At 61.3% G+C, this 18,550-nt stretch carries 9 protein-coding genes; 8 read left to right on the top strand and 1 reads right to left on the bottom strand.

Annotated features, from left to right (window positions below):
- The first annotated feature begins 40 nt into the window (after nucleotides 1–40).
- From rpoB to ACIQTW_RS04935, 8 genes are all read left to right on the top strand, one after another.
- Nucleotides 41–3,547, top strand: coding sequence for a DNA-directed RNA polymerase subunit beta (rpoB, locus tag ACIQTW_RS04970; RefSeq protein WP_402934298.1), 3,507 nt, complete (start codon nucleotides 41–43; stop codon nucleotides 3,545–3,547).
- Between the two features lie 103 nt (nucleotides 3,548–3,650).
- Nucleotides 3,651–7,550, top strand: a complete 3,900-nt coding sequence (locus ACIQTW_RS04965; protein WP_011775600.1) for a DNA-directed RNA polymerase subunit beta' — start codon at nucleotides 3,651–3,653, stop codon at nucleotides 7,548–7,550.
- Between the two features lie 415 nt (nucleotides 7,551–7,965).
- A complete protein-coding gene (gene rpsL, locus ACIQTW_RS04960; RefSeq protein WP_009358312.1) occupies nucleotides 7,966–8,340 on the top strand; it encodes a 30S ribosomal protein S12 in 375 nt (124 codons plus the stop codon).
- 1 nt (nucleotide 8,341) lies between these two features.
- Nucleotides 8,342–8,812 (top strand): 30S ribosomal protein S7, encoded by a 471-nt coding sequence (rpsG, locus tag ACIQTW_RS04955; RefSeq protein WP_003803829.1) that lies wholly within the window; start codon nucleotides 8,342–8,344, stop codon nucleotides 8,810–8,812.
- Nucleotides 8,813–8,881: 69 nt separating this feature from the next.
- Nucleotides 8,882–10,996 carry an elongation factor G gene (gene fusA, locus ACIQTW_RS04950; protein ID WP_011775599.1) on the top strand — a complete coding sequence of 705 codons (2,115 nt, stop codon included), beginning with the start codon at nucleotides 8,882–8,884 and terminating at the stop codon, nucleotides 10,994–10,996.
- A 231-nt stretch (nucleotides 10,997–11,227) separates the two neighbouring features.
- Nucleotides 11,228–12,418, top strand: a complete 1,191-nt coding sequence (gene tuf, locus ACIQTW_RS04945) for an elongation factor Tu (protein WP_011775598.1) — start codon at nucleotides 11,228–11,230, stop codon at nucleotides 12,416–12,418.
- Between the two features lie 153 nt (nucleotides 12,419–12,571).
- The gene (locus ACIQTW_RS04940; RefSeq protein WP_402934295.1) at nucleotides 12,572–16,837 is read left to right on the top strand and encodes a hypothetical protein; all 4,266 of its coding nucleotides are present in this window, start codon (nucleotides 12,572–12,574) and stop codon (nucleotides 16,835–16,837) included.
- Between the two features lie 28 nt (nucleotides 16,838–16,865).
- Complete coding sequence (locus ACIQTW_RS04935; RefSeq protein WP_402934293.1) at nucleotides 16,866–16,991, top strand: hypothetical protein; 126 nt, start codon at nucleotides 16,866–16,868, stop codon at nucleotides 16,989–16,991.
- Between the two features lie 40 nt (nucleotides 16,992–17,031).
- Here ACIQTW_RS04935 and ACIQTW_RS04930 read toward each other — a convergent pair whose 3' ends face one another.
- On the bottom strand, nucleotides 17,032–18,465 hold the full coding sequence (locus ACIQTW_RS04930) for a GH1 family beta-glucosidase (protein WP_402934291.1): 1,434 nt from the start codon (nucleotides 18,463–18,465) through the stop codon (nucleotides 17,032–17,034).
- Between the last annotated feature and the right edge of the window lie 85 nt (nucleotides 18,466–18,550).

Below are 18,550 nucleotides of genomic sequence, written 5' to 3'. Positions count from 1 at the left end.
GAGATCTGAAAACGCCTGAAGGTCTGTGGAAGGATCCCTCTTGGTCGCCTCGAGCACCTCTAATAACGAAACCGCTAACACGGCAAGCACCGATGGTGCCACCCGCCGCCTCTCATTCGCAAAGATTCACGAACCACTTGATGTTCCGAATCTTCTCGCCCTGCAGACGGACAGCTTTGACTGGCTGGTCGGAAACGAACGCTGGCAGGCGCGGGTAGCGAAGGCTGTCGAGGAGGGCGACCTCAGCGTCGCCACCACCTCCGGACTTGCCGACATCTTCGAAGAGATCTCCCCCATCGAGGACTTCCAGGGCACTATGTCCCTGAGCTTCTCCGAGCCGGAGTTCGCTGACCCGAAGTACACCATGGCCGAATGTAAAGACCGTGACGCCACCTACTCGGCCCCGCTGTATGTCAAGGCCGAGTTCATGAACAACAACACGGGCGAAATCAAGCAGCAGACCGTGTTCATGGGCGACTTCCCCCTCATGACTGAAAAGGGAACGTTCGTCGTCAACGGCACCGAGCGCGTCGTTGTCTCCCAGCTGGTCCGTTCGCCGGGCGCTTACTTTGAGCGCACCGCTGACAAGACCAGTGACAAGGACATCTTCACTGCGAAGATCATCCCGTCGCGTGGCGCATGGTTCGAACTCGAAATCGACAAGCGCGATCAGGTCGGCGTTCGCCTCGACCGCAAGCGCAAGCAGTCGGTCACGGTTCTCCTGAAGGCCCTTGGCTGGACCGAAGGCCAGATCCTGGAAGAGTTCGGCCAGTACGACTCCATGCGTGCAACGCTGGAGAAGGACGCCACCGAGACTCGCGAAGACGCGCTTCTGGACATCTACCGCAAGCTGCGTCCGGGCGAGCCGCCCACAGTTGAGGCTGCCCAGTCCCTGCTGGACAACCTTTACTTCAACGCCAAGCGCTACGATCTTGCCAAGGTTGGCCGTTACAAGATCAACCGCAAGCTCGGCATCGACCGCTCCCTTGGCGACAAGGAAGCTTCGGTCCTGCACGTTGAAGACATCGTTGCCATGATTAAGTTCCTCGTTGCGCTTCACGCCGGCGAGAAGACCCTCATGGGCAAGCGCGACGGCGAAGACCACGAGCTTCGCGTCGACGTCGATGACATCGACCACTTCGGCAACCGTCGCATCCGCGCCGTGGGCGAACTGATCGAGAACCAGGTCCGCACCGGCCTCTCCCGCATGGAACGCGTCGTCCGCGAACGCATGACCACGCAGGACGTCGAGGCCATCACGCCGCAGACACTGATCAACATCCGTCCCGTCGTGGCAGCCATCAAGGAGTTCTTCGGAACTTCCCAGCTGTCGCAGTTCATGGACCAGAACAACCCGCTCTCGGGTCTGACCCACAAGCGCCGCTTGTCCGCGCTTGGCCCGGGTGGTCTGTCCCGTGACCGTGCAGGCATGGAAGTTCGAGACGTTCACCCGTCCCACTACGGACGTATGTGCCCCATCGAAACTCCTGAAGGCCCGAACATTGGTCTGATTGGTTCGTTGGCATCCTACGGCCGCATCAACCCGTTCGGCTTCATCGAGACGCCGTACCGCCTGGTCTCCGAGGGCGTCGTTTCCGACGAAGTCCAGTACCTGACTGCTGACGACGAAGCGGAGGTCCTGATCGCACAGGCCAACGCTCCGCTGGATGCTGACAAGAAGTTCGCGGAAGATACCGTTCTTGTCCGTGCCCGCGGTGGTGGAGGCGAGCCCGTTCTGGTTCCCGCTGCCGAGGTTCAGTTCATGGACGTTTCCCCGCGCCAGATGGTGTCCGTGGCAACCGCCCTGATCCCGTTCCTTGAGCATGACGATGCCAACCGTGCACTCATGGGTGCCAACATGCAGCGCCAGGCCGTGCCGCTGGTCCGTTCCGAGGCTCCTTTCGTGGGCACCGGCATGGAGCGCGCAGCAGCCGTCGACGCCGGTGACGTTGTCATCGCGAAGAAGGCAGGTGTGGTCACCGAGGTTTCCGCCGAACTGGTTGTCATGATCAACGACGACGGTACCGAGACGAACTACCGCATCAACAAGTTCGCCCGTTCCAACCAGGGCAACTGCTACAACCACCGCGTATTGGTCAGCGAAGGCCAGCGCCTGGAAGTTGGCGGCATCATTGCTGATGGTCCCGCAACGGACCAGGGCGAGCTCGCCCTTGGCAAGAACCTGCTCGTGGCATTCATGTCATGGGAAGGCCACAACTTCGAGGACGCCATCATCCTCTCCCAGCGCATTGTTGCTGAGGATGTACTTTCCTCCATCCACATCGAGGAGCACGAAATTGACGCCCGCGACACCAAGCTTGGTGCCGAGGAAATCACTCGTGATATCCCCAACGTGTCCGAGGAAGTCCTTGCGGGCCTGGATGAGCGTGGCATCATCCACATTGGTGCCGAGGTTGAAGCCGGCGACATCCTGGTCGGAAAGGTCACCCCTAAGGGTGAAACCGAACTGACCCCGGAAGAGCGCCTTCTCCGCGCGATCTTCGGCGAGAAGTCCCGCGAAGTCCGCGACACCTCCCTGAAGGTGCCCCACGGCGAGTCCGGTACGGTCATCGGCGTGCGCGTCTTCGACCGCGACAACGACGACGAACTGCCCCCGGGCGTGAACCAGCTGGTCCGCGTCTACGTTGCGGCCAAGCGCAAGATCACCGACGGCGACAAGCTCGCCGGCCGTCACGGCAACAAGGGTGTTATCTCCAAGATCCTTCCGATCGAGGACATGCCCTTCCTTGCAGACGGTACCCCCGTGGACATCGTCCTGAACCCGCTTGGTGTTCCGGGTCGAATGAACGTTGGCCAGGTCTTGGAAACCCACCTCGGTTGGGTTGCCAAGACCGGTTGGAAGATCGAAGGCGAGCCGGAGTGGGTAAAGAACCTCCCGAACCTGCCCCGTGAAACCGGCCAGACCACCGTTGCCACCCCGGTGTTCGATGGCGCCCGCGAAGAAGAAATCACGGGCCTGCTTGACTCCACCAACGTGACCCGCGACGGCGACCGCCTGATCGACTCCTCCGGCAAGACCCGTCTGTTCGACGGCCGCTCCGGCGAGCCGTTCCCGGACCCGATCTCCGTCGGTTACATGTACATCCTGAAGCTCCACCACCTGGTGGACGACAAGATCCACGCGCGCTCCACCGGCCCGTACTCCATGATCACGCAGCAGCCGCTGGGTGGTAAGGCTCAGTTCGGTGGCCAGCGCTTCGGTGAAATGGAAGTGTGGGCGCTCGAAGCTTACGGTGCCGCTTACACCCTTCAGGAACTCCTCACGATCAAGTCGGATGACATCCATGGTCGTGTGAAGGTCTACGAAGCCATCGTCAAGGGCGAGAACATCCCTGAGCCTGGCGTTCCCGAGTCCTTCAAGGTCTTGATCAAGGAAATGCAGTCGTTGTGCCTGAACGTGGAAGTTCTTTCCACCGATGGAACAACGATCGAGATGCGTGACTCTGATGACGCAGTCTTCACGGCTGCGGAAGAACTGGGCATCGATCTGTCTCGTGCAGAGCCCAGTTCCGTAGAAGAGGTCTAGCAGCTGTTCCGGCGGGCAGCCTCAACAACTGTCCGTCGGAACAACTCCCTCTTCCCGTAACCAAGACTTCAGAATTTAGAGAACAAGAGAGAACAGGGACCATATGTCCAGCGAATCCTCCTTCGGCCTCATGCAGATCGGCCTCGCCACCGCGGAAGACATCCGCGGATGGTCTTACGGTGAGGTCAAGAAGCCGGAAACCATCAACTACCGCACGCTCAAGCCCGAGAAGGACGGCCTCTTCTGCGAGAAGATCTTCGGCCCTTCCCGCGACTGGGAATGCTACTGCGGTAAGTACAAGCGCGTCCGCTTCAAGGGCATCATTTGCGAGCGTTGTGGCGTTGAAGTCACCCGCGCCAAGGTGCGTCGTGAGCGCATGGGCCACATCGAGTTGGCCGCGCCTGTAACCCACATCTGGTACTTCAAGGGCGTTCCCTCGCGCTTGGGCTACCTTTTGGACCTGGCACCGAAAGACCTTGAGAAGGTCATCTACTTCGCTGCCTACATGATCACCAGCGTTGACACCGAAAGCCGCCACGCTGAGCTGCCGAACCTCCAGGTCGAGCACGACCTCGAGAAGAAGCAGATGGTGGACAACCGCGACAGCGACATCGCCACGATCGCCCGCGACCTTGAAGACGAGCTTGCCCGTCTTGAAGGCGAAGGCGCCAAGGCTGCCGACAAGAAGAAGGCCCGCGACTCTGCTGACCGCCAGATGGCGAACGTCCGCAAGCGTGCCGACGCCGACATCGAGCGCCTCGAGCAGGTTTGGGACCGCTTCAAGAACCTCAAGGTCGCTGACCTTGAAGGCGACGAAGGCCTTTACCGCGAACTGCGCGACCGTTACGGACTGTACTTCGAGGGCTCCATGGGTGCCGAGGCCATCAAGAAGCGCCTCGAGACCTTTGACATGCAGGCTGAAGCCGAGTCACTGCGCGACACCATCCAGAACGGCAAGGGCCAGCGTAAGACGCGTGCCCTGAAGCGCCTGAAGGTTGTCAACGCGTTCCTGACCACCAACAACAGCCCCCTCGGCATGGTGCTCGACGCCGTCCCGGTGATCCCGCCGGAACTGCGCCCGATGGTCCAGCTGGACGGTGGCCGCTTCGCGACCTCCGACCTCAACGACCTCTACCGCCGTGTGATCAACCGCAACAACCGACTCAAGCGACTGCTTGACCTCGGTGCTCCGGAGATCATCGTCAACAACGAGAAGCGCATGCTTCAGGAAGCTGTTGACAGCCTCTTCGACAACGGTCGTCGTGGCCGTCCCGTTACGGGTCCGGGCAACCGTCCGCTGAAGTCCCTGAGCGACATGCTCAAGGGCAAGCAGGGTCGTTTCCGCCAGAACCTCCTCGGCAAGCGCGTTGACTACTCCGGCCGTTCGGTCATCGTTGTTGGCCCGCAGCTGAAGCTGCACCAGTGTGGTCTGCCCAAGCAGATGGCCCTGGAGCTCTTCAAGCCGTTCGTGATGAAGCGCCTGGTTGACCTCAACCACGCTCAGAACATCAAGTCGGCAAAGCGCATGGTTGAGCGTTACCGTCCGCAGGTTTGGGACGTGCTGGAAGAGATCATCACCGAACACCCGGTGCTGCTCAACCGTGCACCTACCCTGCACCGCCTCGGCATCCAGGCCTTCGAACCGCAGCTTGTGGAAGGCAAGGCAATCCAGCTTCACCCGCTGGTTTGTGGCGCTTTCAACGCTGACTTCGACGGCGACCAGATGGCAGTACACCTGCCGCTGAGCCCGGAAGCCCAAGCAGAAGCACGCATCCTGATGCTGTCCTCGAACAACATCCTGAAGCCGTCCGATGGCCGTCCGGTGACCCTTCCTTCGCAGGATATGATCATCGGTCTCTACCACCTGACCACCAAGCGCGTCGGCTCCGCCGGCGAAGGCCGCATCTTCTCCTCGGTTTCGGAAGCCATCATGGCGTACGACGCCCGTGATCTGCACCTGAACTCCCAGGTGAAGATCCGTCTGGACGACTTCGTGCCTTACGCAGGGTGGGAAGCTCCGGAAGGTTGGGAGCCCGGTCAGCCGGCTCTCGTTGAAACCTCCCTGGGCCAGGTCATCTTCAACCAGACGTTGCCCGAGGATTACCCGTGGGTCGAGGCTGTTGCTGATAAGGGCGAACTGTCCCGGATCGTCAACGACCTCGCCGAGCGCTACCCGAAGGTTGTTACCGCGGCCACGCTGGATAACCTGAAGGATGCCGGCTTCTACTGGGCCACCCGGTCGGGTGTCACGGTTGCCATCTCCGACATCGAGGTGCCTACTTCCAAGCCTGCCATCCTGGCCGGTTACGAGAACATGGCTGCCAAGATCCAGGGCCAGTACGACAAGGGCCTGATCGACGACGACGAGCGTCGCCAGGAACTGATCGAAATCTGGAACAAGGCAACCAACGAAATCGCCCAGGCGATGCGCGACAGCCTGTCCCCGATGAACACCATCAACCGCATGGTGTCCTCCGGTGCACGTGGTAACTGGATGCAGGTCCGCCAGATCGCGGGTATCCGTGGTCTTGTGGCCAACCCGAAGGGTGAGATTATTCCTCGCCCGATCAAGTCCTCCTACCGTGAGGGCCTGTCGGTTCTGGAATACTTCATCGCCACGCACGGTGCCCGTAAGGGTCTGGCCGATACCGCTCTCCGTACCGCCAACTCGGGTTACCTGACCCGTCGTCTGGTGGACGTTTCGCAGGACGTCATCGTCCGCGAAGAGGACTGTGGTACCGAACGTGGTCTGGTCACCCCGATCGCCGTGCCGGATTCCAACGGTGAGCTCGTCCTGGACGAGAACGTGGAGAACAGCGCCTACGCACGTACGCTGGCCGTCGACGTCGTCGATGCCCAGGGCAACGTCCTGGCTGCCGGCGGCACTGACTGCGGCGACGTCGTTATCGACCAGCTGCTGGCTGCAGGCATCACCGAGGTCAAGGTCCGCTCCGTACTCACTTGTGAGTCCAAGGTGGGCACCTGTGCACTTTGCTACGGCCGTTCGCTGGCCACCGGCAAGACCGTGGACATCGGCGAGGCCGTGGGCATCATCGCCGCACAGTCCATCGGTGAGCCCGGTACCCAGCTGACTATGCGTACGTTCCACACCGGTGGTGCTGTTTCCGCCGGCGGTGGCGACGACATCACCCAGGGTCTGCCCCGTATCCAGGAGCTCTTCGAAGCCCGTACTCCGAAGGGTGTCGCCCCGATTGCTGAAGCAGCCGGCCGCATCACCATCGAAGAGTCCGAGCGCCAGATGCGCCTGGTGATCACTCCGGACGATGGTTCCGAAGAGATTGCCTACCCGGTGCTGCGCCGTTCACGTCTCCTCATCGAGGATGGCGAGCACGTCAGCGTCGGCCAGAAGCTGATCAACGGTCCGGTGGACCCGAAGCAGGTTCTGCGCATCATGGGCCCCCGTGCCGCACAGAAGTTCCTTGTGGACGAGGTTCAGGGCGTTTACCGCAGCCAGGGTATTGGTATCCACGACAAGCACGTCGAGGTTATCGTCCGCCAGATGCTGCGCCGCGTGACCGTCATCGAATCCGGCGACTCCGACCTGCTCCCCGGTGAGCTTGCAGAGCGCGCCCGCTTCGAGGACGAGAACCGCCGCGTCGTGTCCGAGGGCAAGGCCCCGGCTTCGGGTCGTCCGGAACTCATGGGTATCACCAAGGCTTCCTTGGCTACCGAGTCCTGGCTGTCCGCAGCTTCCTTCCAGGAAACCACCCGCGTCCTGACGCAGGCGGCCATGGAAGGCAAGAGCGATCCTCTGCTCGGCCTCAAGGAAAACGTCATCATCGGTAAGCTCATCCCGGCTGGTACGGGTCTGCCCCGCTACACAGAGGTCACTGTGGAGCCGACGGAAGAAGCAAAGGCAAGCCTGTTCACGGGCCCCAGCGCTTTCACCGACTTCTCCTATGACGCCCTGGGTGGCGACGGCGCTCCCGAGTTCCACGCCATCCCGCTGGATGACTACGACCTCGGCAACGACTTCCGCTGAACCGGTAAGTTGACGCTGTAAAGGTCGGGCCCCGTACTCCATGAGTGCGGGGCCCGACCCGTTAACGACGGCTTTTCGCGCGATGACCCGGGGGAGTGGAGGACGACGGCGGCAGCCCGGTTTCGCCGTCGTCCTCCATACACCCGATTAAGGCGCCAGATCAAGCCGTGCTAGACTTTTGGTAATTGTTCTGTGTGGCAGTGGATGAAGGCCGCCGCAGCATCATTTTGGTTTTGTTCTCATGGTGCTGGGTGGAGCCTGTTTCCGGGTTGCGGGCAACATGCGCAACGAATGCCGCACTTTTGCACGCCTACCGGAGTTTCGGCCGGCTGCACGAGCAACGCCAAAGTTCCCACGTTTACACTGGCTGGCGCCTGTGTGTGGGGGCAGAGATCAAACAACGGAGAACACGAAAGTGCCTACGATTAACCAGCTGGTCCGCAAGGGCCGCACGCCGAAGGTCTCCAAGACCAAGGCTCCCGCGCTGAAGGGCAGCCCGATGCGCCGCGGTGTTTGCACCCGCGTTTACACCACCACCCCCAAGAAGCCGAACTCGGCTCTCCGTAAGGTGGCACGTGTGCGCCTCAACGGTGGCGTAGAAGTTACCGCCTACATCCCCGGTGTTGGCCACAACCTCCAGGAGCACTCCATCGTGCTCGTCCGTGGTGGTCGTGTTAAGGACCTTCCGGGTGTCCGCTACAAGATCGTCCGCGGCGCACTCGACACCCAGGGTGTCAAGAACCGCAAGCAGGCTCGCAGCCGTTACGGCGCAAAGATGGAGAAGAAGTAATATGCCTCGCAAGGGTCCGGCCCCTAAGCGGCCGCTAGTTTCCGATCCCGTTTACGGCTCCCCGTTGGTCACGCAGCTGATCAACAAGGTTCTTGTCGACGGCAAGAAGTCCACCGCAGAGCGCATCGTTTACGGCGCACTCGAAGGTGCACGTGCCAAGTCCGGCGGCGACCCCGTTGCCGCTCTCAAGAAGGCCATGGACAACGTCAAGCCTTCCCTCGAGGTGCGTTCACGCCGTGTTGGTGGCGCTACCTACCAGGTTCCGGTTGAGGTCAAGCCGGGTCGCTCCACCGCCCTCGCTCTGCGTTGGCTCGTGGGCTACTCCAAGGCCCGCCGTGAGAAGACCATGACCGAGCGCCTCCAGAACGAAATCCTGGATGCCTCCAATGGTCTTGGTGCCGCTGTGAAGCGTCGCGAAGACACCCACAAGATGGCCGAGTCCAACAAGGCCTTCGCACACTACCGCTGGTAAAAACTTTCCGGACGCCGCCGGCTCACTGAGCCGGCGGCGAACGTGTAGTCCATCCGAAAGGGAGACCCCGTGGCACAGGACGTGCTTACCGACCTTAATAAGGTCCGCAACATCGGCATCATGGCCCACATCGATGCCGGCAAGACCACCACTACCGAGCGCATCCTGTTCTACACGGGTGTGAACCACAAGATCGGCGAGACGCACGACGGCGCTTCGACGACTGACTGGATGGAACAGGAAAAGGAACGCGGCATCACCATCACGTCTGCCGCCGTGACTTGCTTCTGGGACAAGAACCAGATCAACATCATCGACACCCCGGGCCACGTTGACTTCACGGTTGAGGTTGAGCGCTCCTTGCGCGTCCTCGACGGTGCAGTCGCAGTGTTCGACGGCAAGGAAGGCGTGGAGCCGCAGTCCGAGACTGTTTGGCGCCAGGCTGATAAGTACAACGTTCCGCGTATCTGCTTCGTCAACAAGATGGACAAGCTGGGCGCTGACTTCTACTTCACCGTAGACACCATCATCTCCCGCCTTGGTGCCAAGCCGCTGGTTATGCAGCTGCCCATCGGTGCCGAGAACGACTTCATCGGTGTTGTTGACCTCCTCGAAATGCGCGCCCTGGTTTGGCCTGGCGACGCAAAGGGTGACGTCACCATGGGCGCTTCCTACGAAGTGCAGGAAATTCCGGCGGACCTCCAGGCCAAGGCCGAAGAGTACCGTGCACAGCTCGTTGAGACTGTGGCCGAGGCTTCCGAAGAGCTGATGGAGAAGTACCTCGAAGGTGAAGAACTCACCCTCGAAGAGATCAAAGCCGGCATCCGCAAGATGACCATCAACTCTGAGCTCTACCCGGTGTTCTGTGGTTCTGCCTTCAAGAACCGCGGTGTCCAGCCGATGCTTGACGCCGTTGTTGACTTCCTGCCGAACCCGCTCGACGTCCCGCCGATGATCGGTCACGATCCCCGCGACGAAGAGAAGGAACTTACCCGCAAGCCGTCTGCAGACGAGCCGTTCTCGGCCCTTGCCTTCAAGATTGCTGCGCACCCGTTCTTCGGTCAGCTGACCTTCGTCCGCGTGTACTCCGGTCACGTCGAGGCAGGCGCCCAGGTGGTTAACTCCACCAAGGGCAAGAAGGAACGCATCGGCAAGCTGTTCCAGATGCACGCCAACAAGGAAATGCCCGTCGAGGGCGCTACCGCCGGCCACATCTACGCAGCCATCGGTCTGAAGGACACCACTACGGGTGACACCCTGTGTGATGCCAACAACCAGATCGTCCTCGAGTCCATGAGCTTCCCGGAGCCCGTGATCTCGGTTGCCATCGAGCCCAACACCAAGGGTGACCAGGAGAAGCTCTCCACGGCCATCCAGAAGCTCTCCGCTGAGGACCCGACCTTCCAGGTCTCCCTCAACGAAGACACGGGCCAGACCATCATCGCCGGCATGGGCGAGCTTCACTTGGACATCCTGGTGGACCGCATGCGCCGCGAATTCAAGGTCGAGGCAAACGTTGGCAAGCCGCAGGTTGCTTACCGCGAAACCATCAAGCGCGCCGTTGAGCGCCTTGACTACACGCACAAGAAGCAGACCGGTGGCTCGGGTCAGTTCGCAAAGATCCAGATTGCGATCGAGCCCATGGACACCGCTTCCGGCGAGCTGTACGCGTTCGAGAACAAGGTCACTGGTGGCCGCGTTCCCCGCGAGTACATCCCGTCCGTTGACGCTGGTATCCAGGATGCACTGAACGACGGCGTCCTGGCCGGTTACCCGGTTGTCGGCATCAAGGCCACGCTGATTGATGGCGCGTCCCACGACGTTGACTCCTCGGAAATGGCGTTCAAGATCGCCGGCCGTATGGCTTTCAAGGAAGCTGCACGCAAGGCGAACCCTGTTCTGCTTGAACCGCTGATGGATGTTGAGGTCCGCACACCTGAGGAATACATGGGTGATGTTATTGGTGACCTGAACGCCCGTCGTGGCCAGATGCAGTCCATGGAAGACGCAGCAGGTGTGAAGGTTATCCGTGCACACGTTCCGCTGTCCGGCATGTTCGGCTACATCGGTGACCTGCGGTCCAAGACCCAGGGTCGTGCTGTGTACTCCATGACGTTCAACAGCTACGCGGAGGTCCCCAAGGCAGTAGCCGACGAGATCATCCAGAAAACCCGCGGCGAGTAATCTCCCGGTAACGGATGCAATTCCGGTATCGGGAAGGCATCTGAGCGCTTGAGGCGGGGCTGCGGCGACAGCCGCGGCCCGGCCCCTGCGCAAACAGGCTCGAGGAACTACCATTGGTTCCTGAATCTGCAATTTCACCAAAACCAAGCCCCCAAGTAGACTTGCTAAAGTTTCTGCCGCGAAAAGCGCGGCCGAGGAGCACTTCACTTGAAATCGTTCTAGGAGGAACCTGTGGCAAAGGCAAAGTTCGAGCGGACTAAGCCGCACGTCAACATCGGCACCATTGGTCACGTTGACCACGGTAAGACGACGCTGACTGCCGCCATTTCCAAGGTGCTGTACGACCAGTACCCGGATCTCAACGAGCAGCGCGACTTCGCGTCGATCGACTCTGCTCCGGAAGAGCGCCAGCGCGGTATTACCATCAACATCTCCCACGTGGAGTACCAGACCGAGAAGCGCCACTACGCACACGTAGACGCCCCGGGTCACGCTGACTACATCAAGAACATGATCACCGGTGCTGCCCAGATGGACGGCGCAATCCTCGTGGTTGCCGCAACCGATGGTCCGATGGCTCAGACCCGTGAGCACGTTCTGCTCGCCCGCCAGGTTGGTGTTCCCTACCTGCTGGTCGCACTGAACAAGTCCGACATGGTTGATGACGAAGAACTCCTCGACCTCGTCGAAATGGAAGTTCGTGAGCTCCTGAGCTCGCAGGGCTTCGATGGCGATGAGGCTCCGGTTGTTCGCGTTTCCGGCCTCAAGGCGCTGGAAGGCGACCCGGTTTGGGTCAAGTCCGTCCAGGACCTGATGGCAGCTGTCGACGAGTCCGTTCCGGACCCCGTACGTGACCGCGACAAGCCGTTCCTGATGCCGATCGAAGACGTCTTCACGATCACCGGTCGTGGCACCGTTGTTACGGGCCGCGCCGAGCGTGGAACCCTCGCCATCAACTCCGAGGTTGAGATCGTCGGCATCCGCCCGATCCAGAAGACCACGGTTACCGGTATCGAGATGTTCCACAAGCAGCTCGACGAAGCATGGGCCGGCGAGAACTGTGGCCTCCTGCTCCGCGGTCTGAAGCGCGACGATGTCGAGCGTGGCCAGGTTGTCGTCAAGCCGGGTTCCATCACCCCGCACACCGACTTCGAGGCTAACGTCTACATCCTTTCCAAGGACGAAGGCGGACGTCACAACCCGTTCTACTCCAACTACCGCCCGCAGTTCTACTTCCGTACCACGGACGTAACCGGCGTTATCACCCTGCCGGAAGGCACGGAAATGGTTATGCCTGGCGACAACACTGAGATGACCGTTGCGCTCATCCAGCCGATCGCTATGGAAGAGGGCCTCGGCTTCGCTATCCGCGAAGGCGGCCGCACCGTTGGTTCGGGACGTGTCACCAGCATCATCAAGTAGTCTCTACTTGTAGATCGGTGACGCTCCGGCCCAGCCGGTAGTTAGCTAAGGGAACCCCACCGCTACGGCGGTGGGGTTCTTTTTGCTACAGTTACTCTATCGAATGGATAAAGGCCGCGCAGCGGCCGCGTCCGGCGTAACCTAGGAGCTTCCATGACTGCATTCCTCTTACTGCTGCTCATCGTCATCGTCGGCGGGGTTGGCTTTGCGGTCGGGTTGGCTAATGGCCGCCGGAGGCACTCGTCCGATGCTTCTTCCAACCCGGACCACGCCGCATATCAAGCGGGGTACCTCGCCGGCCACCTGGCTGGTTGGCGGGACGCTGCGGCCAAGGTGCAGGTTGCGGACAGACCTTCGAGCGTGACAGTCATCCCGTCCCCTGTGAGCCCGCCTGTGGCTCCGCCGTACAGTCAGTCGCCCGCAGGCTTGCCGACGCAGCCCCCCTTGCCGGCCCAGCCCTCCATGCCAGCACCAGCTGTCCGGCATCCCTTGCCGAACCAAGCGCAGTATTTCCAACCGCCTACCCAGCAGCCCGTCAGCCCGGGAGTCCCGCTTTCAACGCGGCAGGCCGTCCCGCCTTCATCGCAGCGATCCGGCCCGCAGCAGCCTGGCCCTCAATCGCAGGCACCTTTCCTTGCTCAGCAGCCTCCGGTTGTGCGGGAAACCCCCGAAGCTGCCGCTGCCCGCAAGGCGAAGCGCGACCAGCAGAACATCAACGTCACCCTTTACGTGGCCAGCCTCCTGCTGGTAGCCGCAGGGGCGTTGTTCGTGGGCACTAGCCTCCCTGCGGTCTTCCGCTTCGTGGGTATTTGGTTCATCACTGCCTTGTTTTACGTGTCGGGTATGGTGATCCATTCCCGCATTCCCCGCCTGCGACCAGCTGCGGTTGCCTTCGTCGGAACGGGCCTCGCGCTCATCCCCGTGACCGGCTTGGCCATGTACAACTTCGTTCTCCACAACGGTCCTGCCGCGTGGCTGGTCACGTCGTTGCTGGGCACGGCTGTTTATGCCTACACAGCAGTGAAATTGGACAACAAGGTCCTGGCTTTCCTCTCGCTGAGTTTCGTCGTCTCAACGGCGTGGTCCGGTGTCTCCGTTCTTGGGGGCGCCTTGGTCTGGTACTTCACGGCACTCATCGGCGTGGCCATTCTCCTGACTGTTGTCTCCCTGCTGCGTCCCAAGTGGCTGCCTCCCTTGTATGTCCGTCCGCTGATGGTGCTGCACCCCTCCTTGGTTCCCCTCGTGGCCGTTGCTGTGACCTTCACTCCGCAGCTTTTGTCGAAGGGCGAGTACACCTGGGTGATGTTGATGTGCGGCATCTACTTTGCTGTCATGTTCTTCGTTCCGCGGGCTCGTTACAGGATGCAGCATCTTTATGCTGCCAGGGCTGCGCTGACACTGGCCGTCCTTGGGATGGTATGGGACATCACCGCTGACGTGAGCTCCGTGATGTTGGCAGCAATAGTCTGCCTCGGTGTTCAATCCCTGGCAGTTGCCTTCGGCGGCCGAAAGTTGTTGCCGCGCTTCTGGTGGTATGACGCCGTCTCCTGTGTGGCCCTGCAACTGATCGCCTCGGCCATACTCACTGTTGTGCTGGAGTTCGGGGCGTTCGACCTTCCCAACTACGTTCCCCTGTCCGTGACAATGCTGACCGCCATGGTGGTTGGTTGGAAACTGGGCCAAGGCATGGAGTTCGCCCCGGCCGTGGTGCTCGGGGTGAGCGGTGCGCTCAGTGGCCTGCTGGGTGCATGGACCGTCGCGGCCCTCTTGGCTTCAGCCGCACTTTACTGGTTCGTGCGGGCGACGATTAGGCCAGTTACTTCCCGCCAGTACTTGATTCTGGCGGGACGGATTGCGTTGACCTTGGCAGCGCCCGCCGGTGTGGCAGGCATGCTGACCGGAAATCCGGACAGGACTGCTTACTCCCTGATAGCGCTGGTGGCCGTGGCCGCCGTACAGCAACTTGTGAGCGCCGGGCTAGAACGTGGGGGAGTCCGTCTGTTGGCCCCGCAAGCTTCCGTGGCCGGCTTCGGCGGTATCGCGGTGGCAGGGCTTCTTGTCCTTCCAGTCTTCGATGACGGTGCCGGACACCCGGCAGTGGCTTCAGCTGTCCTGCTCGTCTTGTCGGCGGGCTTGGTCACGGGCCTCCTGATGTTTCCGGGAACCCGTCGGGTGCCAGATGCCCAGGTTGCGTGGCGCCCCACGGTGGCTGAGGTCATCGCTCCGGCATCTTCGGTTATCGCCGGTGGCATGGCAGCAGCATTCGTGTCCTGGACGCTGGGAAATGCTGTGCTTCTGGCGTTGTTTGCCTACCTTGTGGTCACGGCCCTCCGAATACCTTCCTCCTTCCACAGGCAGTGCTACTGGTGGCTGGCTCGGGCAACCGGCACGGCGTTGGTCGCATCGGCCTATGGAGATGCAACTCGCGACGGCTGGAACATTCGCCTCGCGGCTGAAACTCCCGCTGTAGGACTTGTGGTGGTCATTGCCGCTGCACTCCAGTTGTTCCTTTCCCTGCATGCCGGCAACCGACGCCGTTACCCACGTGCGTCCGTACTCGATGCCGGCGCTGTGGTCGTCGTCATGGCCGCGGCCACCACCTTCCTTACGTTCACCATGGCGTTTGGAGCGTGGAGCGTACGTGACAGCTGGCAGCCGGGTGTTGCCGCCGTAACAACTGCCCTTGCTGCCGTCCTGGTCAGTGCCATTCTCCGAAGCCACTCCGCAGCTTGGATCTTCGCTCCCGCGGCGTTTGTACTGCTCGTGGCTCTTCGGCTGGGGAATATCCGGGACGTCGAAATCCTGCTGGGCATCTTTGCTGCCTACAGCGGTTTCATGATGGGCGTGGTAAGCGGCCGATTGATCCGGGGTGGATACCTGCTGGCCGCACGGGCGCTGGGGGGCGCCTTCATCGCTGTGACGGTCGCCGATGTTACGGACTCACCGGCAGCAGTGGCCATCAGTTTGGCCTTGGTGCTCGCATTGCAGCATGTGCTCACTTTGCTCCTGCGTAGGCGCGGCGTCGATGTCGCTTTCCAAGAGGCAACCGTTCAGGCCACCTTAGCTGCCCAACTGTTGCTGCCGTTCGCGTACTTGCTCGCAGGAGATTACGACGGCGGCGGCCGCTGGGTGGTACTGCTTCAGTTGGCGCTGGTCCCGGCTTCCGCTGCGGTCACCTGGCGTGTCCTCGGTGCACGCGGGTCCCAATACTTCGGTGTCGCGGCGATAGGGGCGGGAGTCATCGCAGCCGGACCCGCGCTCACATTCCCTGTACCTACGTGGCTGCACCAACCGCTGCTGGACAAGGCCCAAGTACCCGTTGTCTTGCTCACGCTGGCTATGGCGATGATTGCCGCCAGAGCCGTGCTCCGGCCGGAAAAGATGGCTGCCGGTGCAGTCAGGGGTGCTGCGGAGAGGTGGTTCTGGCTCATCTCTGCCATTGCGTTCACCGTGGCGGGCGGCTTCCTGACACTGGGTGTTTCCTACTCCCTGACCGGACTGTCTGTGTTGGTCCTGGCCTGTGTTCTGTTCGCAGCCTCACACTTTGAACGAGTGCCTGCCCTTTACGCGGCAGCCGCTCCGGCGGTACTGGTAGGGGCGATTCCTGCTGTCGACGGGTTGCTCCAAGGACTGCCTGCGGGCATCTGGAGTGATTACGCTGTTTGGCTCATTGGCGGAGTCGGTACCGCCGTGCTCCTTTATTCGCTAAAGACCTTCGGCGGACCCGCCATGAGGGACGAAGACTGGCGGCGGAATTCCCTGGCTGCCGCTGCAGCCTTGGCGGTTGCGTCATCGGCGGCGGTGGGACTCGGGCGTGACGAAACATCCATGGTCGGGTTTATCCTGGTGGTCGCCACCGGGGTGCTGGTGGTGGCTGAGGTTCCGCACGGTAAATGGTTGGCCGCTGAGGTTGCAGGGCTGGTCTCTGTTGCAGCCCTCCAACGGGCGGTGCTCTTTGTGGATGCATCCAAACCTGATTGGTTCTGGGCCGCGCAGTGGTACGTGATGGCTGGTGCCGTTATAGCAGGGCTGCGCTACATGAAGGGGCAGCGGGCGGATGGCCTGATCCGGCTTTGTAGTGCAGCAGGCGGACTGTCTCTTACGTCCCTGGGAACCATCGTCGGTGGTACCTCATCGCAGCAGCTGTACGTACTCGTGGCACATGTCCTGCTACTGGCCGCTGGCCTTTTGCTGGCCGAGCGGGTACTGGTCTGGTGGGGTGCCATCGCCGTTGCGCTGAGCATCATGTGGTCGTTGCGATCCTATGCCTTTGCGATGCTGGCCCTCGTCGCCCTGGGCCTGATTGTGCTGGCTGTGTGGCGCTTGAACCGGAAGCCGCCAAGCAATACAGGCGGACCGCAGGAGGGCGGAAATCCGAGTGATGTCCCTCCTGCGCGGACCCATGACGGAATCCGATAATGTTGCAGTCTACGGAGAGGAGCGCACCATGGAATTCCTGATTTTCCTGGCAGTCATTGCGGCTATCGGCGGCGGCGTGTTGTGGGGTCGAAAGAACTTTAAGGGCGAGATCGAACGCGCAAAGCGGATTCGGCGCGCCAACAAAAACAAATAGGACGGCGTTAGAACGGCAGAATTGAGTTAACTCAGGCGGGCTATATGTGCCGGTGACGTGCGCGGCCCAGTGATCGGTACCAGTAGAACGAATCCTTGGGTGTCCTTTCCAGGGTTTCGAAGTCCACATGGATCAGGCCGAATCGCTGCGAGTAGCCTGCGGCCCACTCAAAATTGTCCAGCAAGGTCCAGACGTAGTACCCGCGTAGATCCACATCCTCGGCGATGCCCCCAGGGCCGGTTGCAGTCAGTGCATGGCCCAGGTGTTCAGCCAGGTAGGTGATGCGGTTGGTGTCCTGGACGGGTCCCTCAACGTGGGCAGGTTCGGGATAGCTGGCTCCGCCTTCGGTGATGTATATGGGAGGAAGTGCTTCACCGTACCGGTCCTTCATTTCGCGTAACAGCAACGCAAGGTACTCGGGTGCAACCGGCCAGCCGAACCCGGTTGTCTCGTACTCCTGGTACGCGGCCAAGTGGAAGGGAACCTTGGTCATCTCCGGCGACCTTCCGGTGGGTATCTCCGCCGGACCGGGGCCAGCCGCAGCCTTCACCGGGTAGTAGTAGTTGAGTCCATAGAAGTCCAAGGTTTGGCTGATCAGTTCAAGGTCGCCGTCGTGAACTGTACCCAGCGAGCGGAACCACGGTTTCATGGGCAGGGGTGGCTTGGGGTATTGGCCAAGCAGTATCGCATCCGCATAGATGCGGTTGAGGATCAGATCCAGGGCCTGCGCCATCAGCCGATCGCCGAGACTGTTGCTTGCGGGCTCAACGGGGCAGTGCATGTTGGACACGCCAATCTGTCCTTTGACCCCTGCGCTTCGAAGGACCTGGACAGCCATTCCATGTCCCAGCAGTTGATGATGTGCGGCAGGCAGGGAGTCGAAAAGCAGCTGCCGGCCTGGTGCATGCACTCCCAGCGCGTATCCCTGCACGGTAACTGACACAGGCTCGTTCATGGTGACCCAGTGCTCAACGCGGTCCCCGAAGCGCTCGGCTGCGGCTTGGCAGTAGACAGCAAAACGTTCGGCAGTGTCCCGGTTCATCCACCCACCGGCATGCTCCAACTCCAGCGGGGTGTCCCAGTGGTACAACGTGGCCATGGGGGAGATGCCTGCGGCAAGGAGTTTGTCGATCAGGCGATCATAGAAGTCCAGCCCCCGCTGGTTGACGGCGCCCTTGCCGCCAGGTTGGATGCGAGGCCAGGAGAGCGAGAAGCGGTAGGAGTCCACTCCGAGCTCCTGCATCAAGGCGATGTCTTCGTCCGAACGGTTATAGTGGTCGCACGCCACGGTGGGGGAGCCGCCGTCGACTATTGCCCCGGGCTTTTCAGAGAATGCATCCCAGCCGGACGGTCCACGCCCATCGGCGGTCAGCGAACCCTCTATCTGGAATGCGGCGGCCGCGACACCCAGGGTGAATCCCGGGCGGAGACGGGCGGCGAGATCTTCCACGGAGCCTGAATCCTGGGCGTTCATGACCCCATCATCCTCACCGGATGGGGGCCGGGCAATGGCTCCTATGGGTCGATTGGCCTTTACACCATATTTCCGCCATACTGGA

It is taken from the genome of Paenarthrobacter sp. NPDC090517, from assembly GCF_044769165.1.
GTDB lineage: Bacteria > Actinomycetota > Actinomycetes > Actinomycetales > Micrococcaceae > Arthrobacter.
This window is presented reverse-complemented; position numbering and strand designations above follow the sequence as displayed.